The following is a 14,650-nucleotide window of genomic DNA, read 5'->3' as shown; positions in this document are numbered from 1 at the left end:
TCATCCTCGGGCCACTTACTTTTGTAGCGAAAGAATCCAGACGTCAAGAGGTGGGTAAACATCTTTTCCAGGCCACCGTGGGTGACATAGAGTGGTCATGTTGCTTTTATCGCGAAAGAAACCTGATGGGGGAGACTGACCTGCATGACCGCAGTAGCCGCCAGCTGGCATCCCCTGAGCCCCGGTGAACGCTCGGTGGCGATCGAGGTGCTCGTCAACGGACCGCTCTCGCGCACCGAGCTCGCCCGGAGGCTGGATCTGTCCGCGGGCAGTCTCACCCGGCTCACCAAACCCCTCATCGAGTCGGGTCTGCTGATCGAGGTCCCCGAGGCGGGCGCCCCGGCCGAGGTGCGCACCGGCCGCCCCTCGCAGCCGCTCGACGTCGTCGCCGAGTCCCGCTCCTTCATCGGCTTCAAGATCACCGATGACATGGTCTACGGCGTCGTCACCACCCTCAGAAGTGACATCGTGGCCCGCCACGACCGCCCCCTGGCCACCCATGACCCGGCCGAAGTCGCCGACCTGCTCGCGGAGATGACCGACGAGCTCGCCCGTGCGCACGGCTCACGTCTGGCCGGTATCGGCATCGGGGTGGGCGGCCTGGTCCGGCGGCGCGCCGTGGTGGGGGAGTCCCCGTTCCTGCACTGGCGCGACGTCCCGCTCGCCGAACTGGTCGAGGAGCGCACGGGGTTGCCGGTCGTGCTGGAGAACGACGTGGCCGCCCTCGTCGAGGCCGAGACCTGGTTCGGCGCCGGCCGCGGACTCGATCGCTTCGTCGTCCTCACCATCGGCGCGGGGCTCGGCTACGGACTGGTGCTGGGCGGGCGCCGGGTGCCCTACGCGGAGGAGGACCGGGGCTTCGGCCGGCACTGGATCGTCAACGCGAACGGCCCACTCACTCCCGAGGGTGAGCGCGGGAGTGCCGTCTCGTTCCTGACCATCCCCAACATCCGCTACCAGGTGCATGCCGCCACCGGCCGCGACCACACCTACGAGGAGATCCTCGACCTCGCCGCCGCCGGTGAGCCCATGCCCGCCCGGGTCATCGACGAGGCGGCGGGCGCTCTGGGCACCCTGGTCGCCCAGATCTCCAACTTCGCGATGCCGCAGAAGATCCTGCTCGCCGGCGAAGGAGTCGGCCTGATGGACGTCGCCGGGAAGTCCGTGGCCGAGGCCGTCCGCGCCGGGCGGCACCCGCTGGCCGCCCCCGTCGACCTGGAGACCAAGGTGTCCGACTTTCACGACTGGGCCCGCGGAGCGGCCGTCCTGGCGATCCAGGTGCTGGTGCTGGGCACGGCGGAAGCGTGAGTTCCGCCACGGCCGGGACGCCCGAACTGCCCCGATTGCCTTGACAGATGGACGTGATCAGCAACACGGTCCGAAATGCCCGAATTACTCGTACTTACTCACGTCGCCTTCACCTCCGGCGCCGTATGCTTCACATCATGTCCACCACTGTTGAATACGCCTTCGATAGGACGGCTGACGAGGTCAACGAGGAGATCAGGGCCCTGTGGCTCCGGTCGGGCGGGACACTGAGCGTCGAGCAGCGCGAGGAGTACCAGCGGCTCGTCCTGGAGTGGGCCGCGGCGGCCCCGCAGCCGGTCTGACGCCTCCACTCGGCAGACCACCGACGGCACCCGTTCGCACGGGTGCCTTTTTCATGCCCCGGTCTCGCTGCCCCGCTCTCCTTGCCCCGGCCGGCGCCGCGCCGGGGCCACCCCTCAGCCCCAGGTCGCCGAGTAGTACCGCTGATACGCCTTGCGGTCCTGCTCGGCGCGGATGTACCGCGTCGCCACCAGCGCGATCAGACTCCCCCCGATCACCAACAGCCCCGGACCGATGTTCCGGGTGTCCGTGAGCCGGGCCAGCAGCGTCTGCGTGGTCGTGCCGACACCCGTGGCGGGAGCCGAGGAGCCCGGCGAAGCCGCACCCGGGGCGACTGCGCCCTGCGAGGCCGCGGCGGACGGCGCCGGCGAGGCACTCTGCTGCCCGGCCCCCGCCTGCTGCTGCGACACGATCATCTGGACCCCGAGCTCGGTCATCGCCTTCGTCACCGGCTGGAAGAACGTCGTCCCGCCCGTCGTACAGTCACCGCTCCCGCCGGACGTCACCCCGAGCGCGATCCCCTCGGAGAACATCGGCCCACCGCTGTCCCCGGGCTCGGCGCACACGTTCGTCTCGATCAGCCCGGTGACCGTGCCCTCGGGGTAGTTCACCGTCGCGTTGAGCGCCGTGACCGTGCCGTCGCGCAGCCCGCTCGTGCTGCCGCTGCGGAACACCCGCTGTCCCACGGTCGGATCGGCGACGCCCGTGATCCGTACACCGTTGCCGTTCCCGATCGCCACGACGTCGGCGCCGTCCCCCGCCTTTCCGCTGTCGTACTGGACGAGGGAGTAGTCGGCGCCGGGGAAGTTCTGCTCGATGGTCTTGCCGATCTGCGTCCGGCCCCGGTTGTCCGCGAACCACACGGAGCCCGTCGGGCCGCAGTGCCCGGCGGTGAGGATGAAGTCGCTCTGCCCGTTGGTCACGTTGAAGCCCGCCGAGCAGCGCCCGCCGGTCGACAGGATCGGCTGCGCCCCGTTGACACGGGTCGTGAAGGTGCCCTCGGTGCGCTCCATGCGGACGAAGCCGCCGATGTTCTCGGCCAGTTCGGTCATCCGGGACCAGTCGGCGGCCGAGACGGTGCTGTCCGCCCGGACCACCACCTCGTTGGTCCGGTAGTCCACCGCCCAGGACGTGCCCGCCACCCGGGGCGCCGAACGCAGCGTGCCGGTCGCCGACTTGAGGTCGTCCATGCTGTGCCGCACCACCTTCGCGGTGGCGCCCGCCTTGCGTACCTGGGCTGCCGTCGCCTTGTCGGTGACGGCGACGACCGGCCGGCCCTCGGCGTTGATCCAGGAGCCCGCCGTACGGGAGGTGCCGAGCCGCGAGACCAGGTCGGAGCCCTTGGCGGAGGCCGACTGCGCGGTCGTCCGCGGCAGATCGGAGGCGTCCGAGGACTCGCTCGCCACGGCACGCGTGACCATCACCGACCCCAGAAGGAGTCCGCCGACGGCGGCCAGCCGTGTCACTCGCCGGACCATCCGTCGTCGTGCGTGCCTCATGCATGGCTCCCGAACCCCGAACAGCACGGCATCAACACCGCGTGGCGCTCCGGTAGTCGAGCACCCTCCTGTCATACGGGGCCCGGGGCGTCTCCGTTCATCTCTTGCGCCCCACTCCGCCGTACATGGCCACCCGCTGCGGCTCGACGCCGTTCGCGCGCTCGGGACGCCAGCGCGAGCACGACACCACCCCCGGCTCCAGCAGGTCGAGTCCGTCGAAGAACCGGGCCACCGACTCGGGCGGACGCTGGGTCAGCCGGGGCGTGCCGTGCGCGTTCCAGAACCGCACGGCCTCGTCGACGTCCGGCATCGACGGATGGACGACGGTGTGCGACAGCACGAGATGACTGCCGGCCGGCAACGCGTCCATGAGCCGCCGCACGATGCCGTACGGGTCCTCCCCGTCGTCGATGAAGATGACCACGCCGAGCAGCAGCAGGGCGACGGGACGGCTGAAGTCCAGGGTGGCGGCGGCCCGTCGGAGGATCTCCTCCCCGTTGCGCAGGTCCTCGTCGAGATGGTCGGTCGCGCCCTGGGGTGTGCTGGTGAGCAGGGCGCGGGCATGGGCCAGGACCAGCGGGTCGTTGTCGACGTAGACGATCCGCGACTCCGGTGCCAGGCGCTGGGCGACCTCGTGCGTGTTGTCCGCGGTGGGGAGCCCGGTACCGATGTCGAGGAACTGGCGGATCCCGGCCTCCCTGACGAGATACCGCACCGCGCGCCCCAGGAACAGCCGGTCGGCGCGCGCGTACTCGCCGATGCCCGGGTGCAGTTCACGGATCCGGTCACCGGCCGCGCGATCGACCTCGTAGTAGTCCCCGCCGCCCAGCCAGTAGTTCCAGATCCGTGCCGTGTGCGGCTGGAGCGTGTTGATGCGCCGGCGCAGTGATGCGGCGAGGTCCTCGGCGTCCGTCACAGGGCTCGGGTCTCCTGGAATGCCTGGTGCGGTACTTGGCGTACGACGTCAACCGGCAATCTAGACGGCGGAGTTGATGTTTGTTGAGAGGGTGGCGGCACTTTCCGTACTTTTCGTGAGCGAGGCCCAGCTGCGCGCGTCGCCCCACACCGACGTCGGCCCCACGAAGGGGCGCAGCAACGCGATGAGCTCCGGGTCCGCCCGCCCGTTCAGTTCGTCGGAGGCCAGCTTGCGGGCGATCCCGGCGAGGAAGTCGGCCAGCAGGATCCGCGGGTCCCAGCACGCCTGCACCAGCTCCAGACCGGCGAACCCGATGCCGGCCCGTGCCGCCTGCTCCCCGATCCACCCGACGCGCTGCTCGGTGAGCATGTTCTGCCGGTCGTGCACCACCCGCACGGCATACCCGCCCGCGCTCCAGTGCGCGACCGTGTGCACGATGGCGGGCAGCAGCGGATTGAGTACGGGGATCAGGGGCGGCCCTTCGAGCAGTTCCGCCCGGTAGGCGTCGGCGCGGGGCCTGGCCGACGCGAGGCGCTCCAGGATCTCCGTACCGGGATGCGCGTGCCGCAGCTCGTCCACCGTGCGGAAGAACCCGTCGACGGGACCGTCCGCCGCACCGCCGACCCGTACCCGCAGCAGCCGGTTGGCCGCGTCGAGGAAGTCCCGCCACCGCTCCCCGCCGAACTCCCGCCGTCCCTGCCGGTACAGCGTGAGCGCCTCGGTCCCGTCCCCGTGCCTGTCTCCGTCCCTGTGCCCGTCCCCGTCGCCGAGCAGCAGGTCGACGGCCCGGTCCACGACGAAGTACGCCTTCTCGGTGAGATGGACATGGGCGTGCCCGTCGATCGGGCCCGAAGGCGAGAGCAGCCACTCCAGGACGTCCCGGTGCTTCTCCCGCAGCAGATGGTTCGCCTTGTACTCGGTGGCGGGCGAGCGGATCCGGTCCCGGACCTCCTGGACGTAGGCGGCGGCGACCTCCGTCGGCATGGACACACTGCCGTGCGCGAACACGTCGGTGTTGCCGCCGGTGAGGTTCTCCCCGTCCGACCCCGACTCGTCGCACACCACCTCCAGCGTGCCCCGTACGCCGTCCTCAGGTTTCCAGGTCACGGAGAAGCCCCCTGTCCGCTGCGTCACCACCAGCATCCCCCGGACGAAACCAGAGGTGTACCGAATTGTTCGCGCCCCCCGGCAGCACGGCCCGGCGGCCGCTGCCTAGACTCCCCGCCATGAGCGACACGCCGCTGGACCGGCTCGGTGCCGGCAAGTACCTGCTGATCACCAGCTACCGCAAGAACGGCAGCCCGGTACCCACCCCGGTATGGGTGGTGCGCGACGGGGACACGCTCGGCGTGTGGACGGTCGCCGACTCCTGGAAGGTCAAGCGGATCCGGGCCCGCGCCGACATCCTCGTCGGCCCCTGCGACCTGCGCGGCAACCCGACCGGCGACCCGGTCCCGGCCACCGCCGAGATCTGTGACGCCGAGACCGCGGCCCACTACCGCAGGCTCATCGCCCGCAAGTACGGCATCACCGGCCGGCTCAGCCTCCTCGGCAGCCGGCTGCGGCGGGGCGTGGACGGCACGGTCGGTATCCGCGTCACGTTGTGACGGACCCGGAACAGGGTCAGGGACCCGGAAGCAGGGTCAGGGGCACGGACCGGGTGGTCCGTGCCCCTGACCGTCTTTCGTGGACCGGCTATGACGCGTCCAGCACCGTCCCCGTCACCATCGGACGGTCCGGCAGCGGCTCGGCGTCGTAGTCGGTGAGCGCGAGGCGCAGCGACTCGGTGGGCTCGGCCAGCTGGTCCCGGATCGTCACGACATCGAGGTCGGCGCTCGTGGCCCCGGCCGGGATGCCGAGCCACACCCACAGGTTCGCCTGGGACAGCGGCCGCTCCGGGTCCGGCACGTCACCGGCGTAGTCCATCAGCCACTGCGGGTCCACGTCCTTGGTGGACAGCTCGGCGCCCTCCGTCACCGGCAGCACCCGTACGGGCTGCCAGATCTCCACGGCCGCCGGTTCGGCCATCGTCAACCGCCACTTGAGGGTCCCGCCCTCGGTCACCCGGTCGGCGACCGGGGTCAGGGTGAGGACCGGCTCGGGGTCGTCGTTCCGGACGGTGATCCCGCCGCGGTGGGCACCCACGACGGCGCCCCGTACCGCCTTCACCGCGATGTCGTGCTGCACGTCGTAGCCGAAGGCGGTGTCGCCCTTGACCTTGACCGGCACGTCGACGGAGTCGCTGCCGGGCTTCACCGTGACCAGCTTCTCCGTGCCGGAACCGGAGCCCGGGGCGGAGTCCGGGTCGAGGACGTACACGCGGACCTGGCCGGTGCCGTGCCCCGAGACCCGCACCGGGATCCGGTAGGTGACGGTGCCCGAGTCACCCTCCTTGACGACCGTGCGGCCGACGTCGACGCGCGGCAGGGCCGCCGCCTTGACCGCCGGGGTGCCGGGGGCCCAGCCCCAGGCGTCCATCAGCCAGGCCCGTCCGGAGCCGGAACGCGGGGTCAACGCGAGGGACTTGATGTGCTTGAGGTCGAGTCCCGCGCTGGTGGCGGCGGTGAGCGGCACGCGTACCTCGCGCGCCCAGTAGGAGGCGGTGCGGTCGGAGCCCGGCAGGCCGTCCACCTTGACGCGGCCGAGGTCGGCCCTGCGGCCGGAGGCGTCGGTGACGGACACGTCGAGCTTGGTGCCGGTGGTGTTCGGGGGAACGAAGACCCGCAGCGCGAGCTTGTCCGAACCGGCCAGGGACAGCGGCTTCTTGGGGGTGATCCGCGCTGCCGTGCCGGGCGCCGACCACTTCAGGTCGACCGCGCGGCGGCCGGTCTCACGCTCTGTCTCCCACCAGGCGAAGTGCGGCGAGGACCCCACTGTCTCCGGGGCCAGACAGGACACGGCGGGGCGAGGATCGATCGCCTCGCACAGCCGGGCGCCGGTCACCTTCACGTCACCGTCCGGCAGGAAGCCGCCGGTGCGCCGGCCGCCGACCGCGTGGGTCAGCACCCGGGCCGGGTCGGCCGACGGAGCCCGCTTGTCGGAGCCGTCGAGCAGCGGACGCACCCGGTCGTCCCCGGCGAGGAACAGCCGTGCCGCGGCGGCGATGTAGGTGGCGCCGGCCTTGTGCTGCTGGTCGGCGGTCAGCCTGGTCGCGGTGCCCGGATCGCACACCGCGTCGGGCCGCTCCTCGTCCGTCCCGAAGTCGTCCCAGGCGGGCGCCTTCGCCTGCCCCGGGGTCCACTCGCTGTTGAAGTAGTTGTGGTTGGCGCCGACCATGTAGACCGCGCTGTGCAGCGCGTCGCCCTTGCCGATCCCGCGCGTCCCGTCGGCGTACACCTCGCCCTGGAGGTCGGACACATCGCCGTCGCAGCCCGGCAGCAATGTCACGGACGGCACGTCCGCCACCGGATTCTGGCCGAAGATCGTCGGTCCGATGAGCACGGTGCCGCGCACCTTCCAGCGCACCGGACCCCGGTAGCCGTCCTGGGCCGCGGGCGGCGGGTACAGACTGTCCATGGCGGCCCGGTTGACGCCCTCGCCGCCGCGGGAGTGCCCGACGAGCAGGACGCGGGAGAGATCGGCCTTCGCGCCCTGGCGTACGGCGGCCGGCGCGGTGCTCGGCCGGGCGGTCCAGTCGGCCCAGCGGGCGAGGTGCTGCCGCACCAGCGAGGAGCGTGCCTGTGCACCGGCGTCATCGGCCTCCGCGTCCTGGGCGTTGATGCCGTTCGCCGAGATCGACACCGTCACATAGCCCTGGGAGGCCAGGAGTTGCTGGTCGCGCTCGTAACCCTGGTAACTGGGGATCGACTTGTAGCCGGTCGGGCAGGGCCATTCGCCGCTCACGTCGTCCTCGGCGCCCGGCTTGTAGCAGGTGGAGTGGCGGCCGTGCAGGAACAGCGCGAGCGGACGCGCGCCCGTGGCACCCTTGGGGGCCACCACCTCGGCCCGCATCTCGATCGGCGCCTTGTAGCCGGGCAGGCGCACCGGGTCGAGCGCGTACTCCCCGCTCACCGTGCGGTACGACCCGGGCTTCCCGGGGTCGACGGAGTTCGCCGGCAGCGCGGTCGACCGCTTCGGGGCCGCCCCGGAGGCCTTGCCCCGGTCGTCGGCCGCGGCGTCCAACCGGCGCCCCGCGGCCGTCACCTGAAGGTCCGTCAGTCCATGGTGGGCGGCCTCCGCCAGGTCCAGCCGGAAGGTCCGGCCGTCCTTCGCCGGCAGCGGCACACCGAGCAGCCGGCCCCCGGCACGGAACTCGACCCGGGAGTCCCCCATGGGTACGCGCTTCGGTGCGCGCCAGACCAGCTCGCGCGCCTCCCCTTCGCCGTCGATCCGCCATCCCGGCGGCAGTCCATCGTCAGCACTCGCACTCAACGCCCCTGCAACAGGCGGCTGTTGAGCCTGTACCGGTCCGGGCGAGCCCGCCAGGGCCGCCAGCACCGCCACGGCGGTCACACATATTCGCCGGGCACGGATCAAGGTTCACTCCTCAAAACCCAGAGCGCGGGCGTCCCGTCGGTCCCGGAAAGCCTCTCGCGTCACAGAGGACGGGCGAGAAGAGGCTGTGGGTTGTCTGTGCGGAGCGGCGAGTGTCGGCCCAGGGATGTGATCAAGCCAGCGGAGCGCGCACAGGACTGGTGGGCCGTACGACGGGAAAGGCCCCCACAATGAGCCGAACTCCCTTTCTCCGCACGGCAGTCGTCGGCACCGGTCACCGCGCCCAGATGTACACCCGGGCCCTCGCCGCCCGCCCGGGCCACCGGGTCGCCGCCCTGTGCGACCCCAGCCCGACCCGCATGGCCTTCCACAACCGGCTGCTGGCCGAGGCCGGTGAACCCGCCGCCACCCACTGGGAACCCGAACGCTTCACCGACCTGCTGGCGAAGGAGGACATCGACGAGGTCGTCGTCACCACCGTCGACGCGGCCCACGACCACTACATCGTCCCCGCCCTGCGGGCGGGCTGCCGGGTGGTCACCGAGAAACCGATGACCGTGGACGCGGACCGCTGCGCCCGCATCCTGGACACCGTCCGGGAGACCGGCAACTCCCTGACCGTCGCCTTCAACTACCGCTTCAACCCCGTGCACGAGAAGGTGCGCGCCCTGCTCGCCGAGGGGGCGATCGGCGAGGTCGTCTCCCTCCACTTCGAGTGGCTGCTCGACACCCGCCACGGCGCCGACTACTTCCGCCGCTGGCACCGGGACAAGCTCAGCAGCGGCGGGCTGATGGTGCACAAGTCGAGCCACCACTTCGACCTGGTCAACTGGTGGCTCGCCGACGTACCGCACGAGGTCTTCGGCTACGGACGACTCGGCTTCTACGGCAGTGCGGCGGGCGAACGCCACGGGCTGCGCCGCGACTACGAACGGGCCCACGGCGCCGGACCGGCCGCCGACGACCCCTTCGCCCTGGACCTGGCGGCAGACGACACCCTGCGCGCCCTCTACCTGGACGCCGAACAGGACGACGGTTATGTCCGGGACCGCAATGTCTTCGGCGAGCCCGTCACCATCGAGGACGACATGGCGGTCCTGGTGCGCTACACGCGGGGCGCGACGATGACGTACCACCTCACCGCCTACTCCCCCTGGGAGGGCTACCGGGTCATGTTCAACGGCAGCGCCGGGCGGCTGGAGCTGGAGGTGGAGGAGAGCCGCTGGCAGCGGCCGTCGACGCGGCTCACCTCCACCACCGGAGCACTGCACGGGGACACGGCCGCGGAGCACGCCGGGGGTGCTCGGCTCGTACTGCGGCCGCTGTGGGAGCCGCCGGTGGAGGTGCCGCTCGTCACCGCTCACGAGGCGCACGGTGGGGGAGATCCGCGGATGCTGGACGCGCTCTTCGGTCCCGTGGAACCGGGCACGGGGGCGGGGGCAGGGACGCATCCGACGGCCACCGAGCGCGACGGCGCCCTCGCGCTGGCCGTCGGGCTCGCCGCCAACCGGTGCTTCGGGACGGGGCGGCCCGTGGCCGTGCGGTCGCTGATCCGTGGAGTGTGGGACGACTGAGGTGATGCGCGGGGTGGGGTACCGGGAGGAGGCGGGGGAGCGGGGCCGTCAGTTCCAGGCGCGGTAGGGCTCGTCGAGCATCTGGAAGACGGGCTCGCCGCGCACCGGGTCCTTGGCCGCGGACAGCCGCACCCGGTCCCCGCTGTGGATGCCGATGAGCGGGCCCATGACCCGGCCGCGCACGACGAACCCCTCGGCCATCTCGATCATCGACACATTGCGCGCGGCGGGGGTGTTGCGGTGCACCACCGTGGAGTGACGGACGATCCCCACGCCCTCGCTGCGCTCCGTGCGCAGGTCGCTGCCCTGGCAGACCGGACAGAGCAGCCGGTGGTACATCGCGGTGCCGCACCAGGTGCAGCGCTGGAAGTGCATGGCGTCGGTGCCCGGGACCGAGGGTTCGAGCAGGCCCGTTCCCGAGCCGAATCCCTGACGGGCAACGCTTGCTGAGTGGTGGTACACGCTGGTCAACTCCCTGCGCTCGGGCGGAATCCCACATGCGCGGTTCGCTGTGCCACCGTGCACACCCTCAATGTATGGCACTGAGTGCCACTCGTAAAGGTACTGCGTACCCTGAATGTGTCGGCGGTCCGTCGCAGGGGATCAGTCCGCGCCGAGCGTGGTCTCGATCTCCTGGACGACCCGCCACAGGGGCGCCCCGCGCCGGGAGACGAGGACCACGACGTCCTCGGTGTGCTCGGGGCCGGCGGGCGGCGCGCCGAACGCGGACCGGACGTACCCGAGCGCGTGGTCCATCTCCGTGCCCACGTCGCCCTCGCCGTCCGAGCGCAGCCAGGAGCGCAGCGCGTTGTTGTGCGCCGCGGCGACGGCCGCCGCGGCCACGTCGGCCTGGAGGACCCCGTCGCGTCGCCCGGCGAGCCGTCCGCGGAGGTACTCGGCGAAGGCGCGCTCGTAGCGCCACACCACGGAGAGCTCGTACGCGCGCAGCCCGGGAACCTGCTTGGTGAGCCGATAGCGCTGCACCGAGAAGGCCGGGTTCTCGGTGTACATCCGCAGCACCAGCCGGACCGCGTCGCAGACCCGCTGCACCGGCTCGTCCGCGTCGTCGCCGGCGGCGAGGAAGGCGGTCACATCGGCGAGGCAGCCCTCGTGGTCGGGGAAGACCACGTCCTCCTTGGAGGGGAAGTAGCGGAAGAAAGACCGTCGCCCGACCCCGGCGAGCGCCACGATGTCGTCGACCGTGGTCTGCTCGTACCCCCGTTCCGTGAACAGCTGGAAAGCGGCCGCGATCAGCGCGTCCCGCATGGGCGGCTTGGTGGGGGCCGCTTCGGTCTTCTCGCTCATGGACGGGAACGTAGCACCGGAAGGCACTGGCGGCACTTAGTGCCCTTCTTTGAGGGGACTGAGTGCCGCAGGACTGCCGTGATGATCGTATCGATCGGAAGCGATCGATACGATTGCGGGCGTAGAGTGAGTGATTCGGGATCACGCTCCGCGTCGGCCCGTAGATCGTCCGTCCGGCCTCGCCCCAGGGGGATTCCATGCGACTGCACGTCGACCAGCGTCATGAGCGGGTGCTCGAACTAGTCCGGGAGCGGGGCAGCCTCCGGGTCGCCGAACTCGCCGCCGAACTCGGGGTCTCCGCGGTCACCCTGCGGCGCGATGTGGAGGCGCTGGCGGCACAGGGCCGGGTGCAGCGGCTGCACGGTGCGGTGGTGTGGCCGGGGGAGGGCGCGGCCGAGGTGCGGGAGCGGGTGGAGGAGTCCGAGGGGGTGGTGATCGGAATGATCGTGCCGACCACGAACTACATCTTCGCCGACATCGTCCGCGGCGCCCGGGAGGCCGTCGCCGCGCAGGGGGCACGGCTCGTGCTCGGGGTGACCGGCTATGTCGACGCCGAGGACGCGGTGCAGGCCGGGCATCTGGTGGCGGGCGGGGCCGAGGGGCTGCTGGTCGCGCCCAGCTGGTTCGGCGGCGTCCCCGTCGACGGTCAGGAGAAGTGGCTGCTGGAGCACGATGTGCCCGCCGTTCTCGTCGAGCGCTCGGCACCACCAGCGAACCCGGCGGCGGTGCTCGACCGGGTGCGCACCGACCGGGCGCACGGGGCCGCGGTCGCCGTGAGCCACTTCGCCTCGCTCGGGCACCGCAAGGTCACCGCCGTGCTTCAGGAGGGCCCGCACGCCGTGCAGATCTCGGCGGGGTTCCAGGCGGCGGTGCAGTCCCTGGGGCTCGACGTCGACACGGCCGCCCCGAGCGTGCGTGAGCACGGCGACTACGAGGCGAGCGTCGACTACCTGGTCGAGGCGGTGAAGAAGCGCGGTGTCACGGCGGCGCTCGTGCACAGCGACGAGGACGCGATCGTGCTCGTGCCCCGGCTCCAGGCGTGCGGCATCCGGGTGCCGGACGATCTGGCGCTGATCGCCTACGACGACGAAGTGGCCGGCCTCTCCGACGTGCCGCTCACCGCCGTCGCGCCGCCCAAGCGCTCGGTCGGGGAACTGGCCGCCCAGCTGCTGCTCCAGCGGCTCGCGGAGCGGAGGAGCGGTCAGCAGCCGGGGGCGCGTCAACACCTCGATCTGCTCCCGGAGTTGAGGATCCGCTCGTCCTGCGGCGGTGACCCGTCGGCGACTTCTCGGTGATTCGAAGTCGAGTGATCGATCAATGAGCGTTCTTCGATCGTTTTGATTGTTGTGCGCGAACGCTCTTGACTTCGATCGTGTGCGCGCAAAAAGATGTCCTCCGACCGCCTCTTTCCGTACGAGGTCTCGTAGGAGCCGTACATGACGCGCACTTCACGTTCGTTCCGCACCGCCGCCGTAGCCGCCGTCGCAGCCCTGGGTCTGTTCGCCACCGGCTGCGGCGGCGACGGTGACACGTCCGACTCCGCGTCGGACGGCAAGCCGGTCACGCTGAACTACTGGACCTGGACACTCGGCGCCAAGTCGACCGTCGAGGCGTTCAACAGGACCCACAAGGACATCCAGGTCGAGTTCACCGAGATACCGAGCGGCACCGAGGGCTACAGCAAGATGGCCAACGCGGTGAAGGCGGGCAACGCGCCCGACGTGGCCACGATCGAGTACCAGATGGTCCCCGAGTTCGCGAGCCAGGGGAACCTGATCGATCTGACCGAATACGCCGGTGAAACGGTCAAGTCGAAGTTCCCGGAGTCCATCCAGAGCCTGGTGACCTTCGGCGGCAAGACCTGGACCGTCCCCTACGACGCCGCGCCGCAGCTGTACTACTACCGCACCGACCTGTTCAAGAAGTACGGCATCGAAGTCCCCGAGACCTGGGACGAGTTCAAGACGGCCGCGGCGAAGGTCAAGAAGGAGGACAAGGACGTCCGCCTGGCCTCCATGCCCAAGAGCGACCCGGCGCTGCTGGCCGCGCTGTCCTGGCAGGCCGGCGGCAAGTGGTTCGCCACCGAGGGCGACGCGTGGAAGGCCGGTGTGAACGACGCCGCCACCAAGAAGGTCGCCGCCTACTGGGACGGCCTGGTCAAGGACGACCTCGTCCAGACCTTCACCGGCTGGAGCCCCGAGGAGACCAAGGCCCGCGCCTCCGGCAAGACCCTCTCCTTCCTCGGCGCCTCCTGGTCCGCGGGCGGTATGAAGACCTCGATGCCCGACCTCTCCGGCAAGTGGGCCGCCGCCCCGATGCCCGACTGGGGCACCGCCGCGAGCGGCAACTACGGCGGCACCTCCTACGGCGTCCTCAAGGGCAGCGACCACGCCGAGGCCGCGGCCGAGTTCATCACCTGGCTCACCACGGACAAGGCCGGCGTCGAGGCCCGGCTCGCCGACCTGGAGTCGCCCAGCAGCGCCCTGCCCGCCAACCCGGAGATGCGTGAGGTGGCGGCCGCCGAGTTCGACACCGCGTACCTGAACGGCCAGGACCTCTACGCGCTCGCCTCCGAGCAGGTCGACACCATCGTGCCCGGCTGGACCTGGGGCCCGAACCAGATGGACGTCTACACCGCCGTCCAGGACGCCACCGCCAAGTCCGGCTTCACCGCGGGTGTCGAAGCGGGTCAGGAGAAGGCGGAGTCCGGCATCACGGAGCGCGGCCTCAAGCTCGCGGACTGAGCGCTCCGCCGGCTGAGCGGTGATGTGCCGTCGTCCGGCTGCGGCGCCCTCGTGGCCGGTCGCGCCCGCGCGGCGGCAGCCGCACATCGACACAGCCCCGTGCGCCTTTGGGGCGCGGCCGAACCGCAGCGGACTTCGCCCGACCTCCGAACCGGTCCCGCACAAGACAGACAGAGGGAAGCGCCTCCCGCCAGACCCCACCGCCCCGACACGGGAGATGCCCTCCGACCCGGGCCCCGGTGCCAGCCCCAGCCCTGACCTCGACCTCGGCTCCAGCCCGGCTCCGGCCCCAGCTCTGATACCGGCCCCGGACCTGGCCTCGGTCGACCGTATGTCGTGGCCGACCTGCCGTAGCCGCCCGGCCATGCCCGACCCCTCCCTTACACACATCTGACGCTGGCGACGCAGACGATAGTGTATCTCTCGGTCCTCGCCGTATCATGCAAAAACACACCACTTCTCATACCGCACTGTTCCTTCTCCAGCCACGTCTACACAACCCGCCATTTCGTCTTTTATACCTAACACGCACACACAACCACCATTCCCTACCCCTTCCCCAATGCAACA

At 70.9% G+C, this 14,650-nt stretch carries 12 protein-coding genes; 6 read left to right on the top strand and 6 right to left on the bottom strand.

Annotated elements, in window-relative coordinates:
* Positions 1–144 precede the first annotated feature (144 nt).
* Both HLK59_RS06875 and HLK59_RS06870 read left to right on the top strand, forming a co-directional pair.
* Entirely contained in the window at positions 145–1,308 is a 1,164-nt protein-coding gene (locus HLK59_RS06875) for an ROK family transcriptional regulator (protein WP_171140352.1), read from the top strand.
* A gap of 137 nt (positions 1,309–1,445) precedes the next feature.
* The gene (locus HLK59_RS06870; RefSeq protein ID WP_171140341.1) at positions 1,446–1,610 is read left to right on the top strand and encodes a hypothetical protein; all 165 of its coding nucleotides are present in this window, start codon (positions 1,446–1,448) and stop codon (positions 1,608–1,610) included.
* Between the two features lie 114 nt (positions 1,611–1,724).
* On the opposite strand, the gene HLK59_RS06865 is transcribed toward HLK59_RS06870, so the two are convergent.
* The 3 genes from HLK59_RS06865 to HLK59_RS06855 all read right to left on the bottom strand — a co-directional run bounded on the left by HLK59_RS06865 (position 1,725) and on the right by HLK59_RS06855 (position 5,130).
* Positions 1,725–3,107, bottom strand: coding sequence for a S1 family peptidase (locus tag HLK59_RS06865; protein WP_171140351.1), 1,383 nt, complete (start codon positions 3,105–3,107; stop codon positions 1,725–1,727).
* A gap of 97 nt (positions 3,108–3,204) precedes the next feature.
* Positions 3,205–4,023: an SAM-dependent methyltransferase gene (locus tag HLK59_RS06860; RefSeq protein ID WP_171140350.1), complete on the bottom strand. Its 819-nt coding sequence runs from the start codon at positions 4,021–4,023 to the stop codon at positions 3,205–3,207.
* A gap of 60 nt (positions 4,024–4,083) precedes the next feature.
* Positions 4,084–5,130 carry a hypothetical protein gene (locus tag HLK59_RS06855; RefSeq protein WP_171140349.1) on the bottom strand — a complete coding sequence of 349 codons (1,047 nt, stop codon included), beginning with the start codon at positions 5,128–5,130 and terminating at the stop codon, positions 4,084–4,086.
* A 119-nt stretch (positions 5,131–5,249) separates the two neighbouring features.
* Between HLK59_RS06855 and HLK59_RS06850 the strand changes: the two genes are divergently transcribed.
* Entirely contained in the window at positions 5,250–5,630 is a 381-nt protein-coding gene (locus tag HLK59_RS06850) for a PPOX class F420-dependent oxidoreductase (protein ID WP_171140348.1), read from the top strand.
* A gap of 88 nt (positions 5,631–5,718) precedes the next feature.
* On the opposite strand, the gene HLK59_RS06845 is transcribed toward HLK59_RS06850, so the two are convergent.
* Positions 5,719–8,499 (bottom strand): hypothetical protein, encoded by a 2,781-nt coding sequence (locus tag HLK59_RS06845; RefSeq protein WP_171140347.1) that lies wholly within the window; start codon positions 8,497–8,499, stop codon positions 5,719–5,721.
* Positions 8,500–8,687: 188 nt separating this feature from the next.
* Here HLK59_RS06845 and HLK59_RS06840 point away from each other — a divergent pair, with 188 nt between their 5' ends.
* On the top strand, positions 8,688–10,031 hold the full coding sequence (locus HLK59_RS06840) for a Gfo/Idh/MocA family oxidoreductase (protein WP_171140346.1): 1,344 nt from the start codon (positions 8,688–8,690) through the stop codon (positions 10,029–10,031).
* 48 nt (positions 10,032–10,079) lie between these two features.
* Here HLK59_RS06840 and HLK59_RS06835 read toward each other — a convergent pair whose 3' ends face one another.
* Positions 10,080–10,493 (bottom strand): hypothetical protein, encoded by a 414-nt coding sequence (locus HLK59_RS06835; RefSeq protein ID WP_171140345.1) that lies wholly within the window; start codon positions 10,491–10,493, stop codon positions 10,080–10,082.
* A gap of 141 nt (positions 10,494–10,634) precedes the next feature.
* Complete coding sequence (locus HLK59_RS06830; RefSeq protein WP_171140416.1) at positions 10,635–11,297, bottom strand: TetR family transcriptional regulator; 663 nt, start codon at positions 11,295–11,297, stop codon at positions 10,635–10,637.
* 236 nt (positions 11,298–11,533) lie between these two features.
* Here HLK59_RS06830 and HLK59_RS06825 point away from each other — a divergent pair, with 236 nt between their 5' ends.
* Positions 11,534–12,631, top strand: coding sequence for a substrate-binding domain-containing protein (locus HLK59_RS06825; protein ID WP_171140344.1), 1,098 nt, complete (start codon positions 11,534–11,536; stop codon positions 12,629–12,631).
* Positions 12,632–12,772: 141 nt separating this feature from the next.
* Positions 12,773–14,080, top strand: a complete 1,308-nt coding sequence (locus HLK59_RS06820) for a sugar ABC transporter substrate-binding protein (protein ID WP_171140343.1) — start codon at positions 12,773–12,775, stop codon at positions 14,078–14,080.
* Positions 14,081–14,650 lie beyond the last annotated feature (570 nt).

The organism is Streptomyces sp. S3(2020), from assembly GCF_013044505.1.
Taxonomy (GTDB): domain Bacteria; phylum Actinomycetota; class Actinomycetes; order Streptomycetales; family Streptomycetaceae; genus Streptomyces.
Note: the sequence above shows the minus strand (reverse complement) of the source record. Positions and strands in the feature narration are given on the sequence as shown.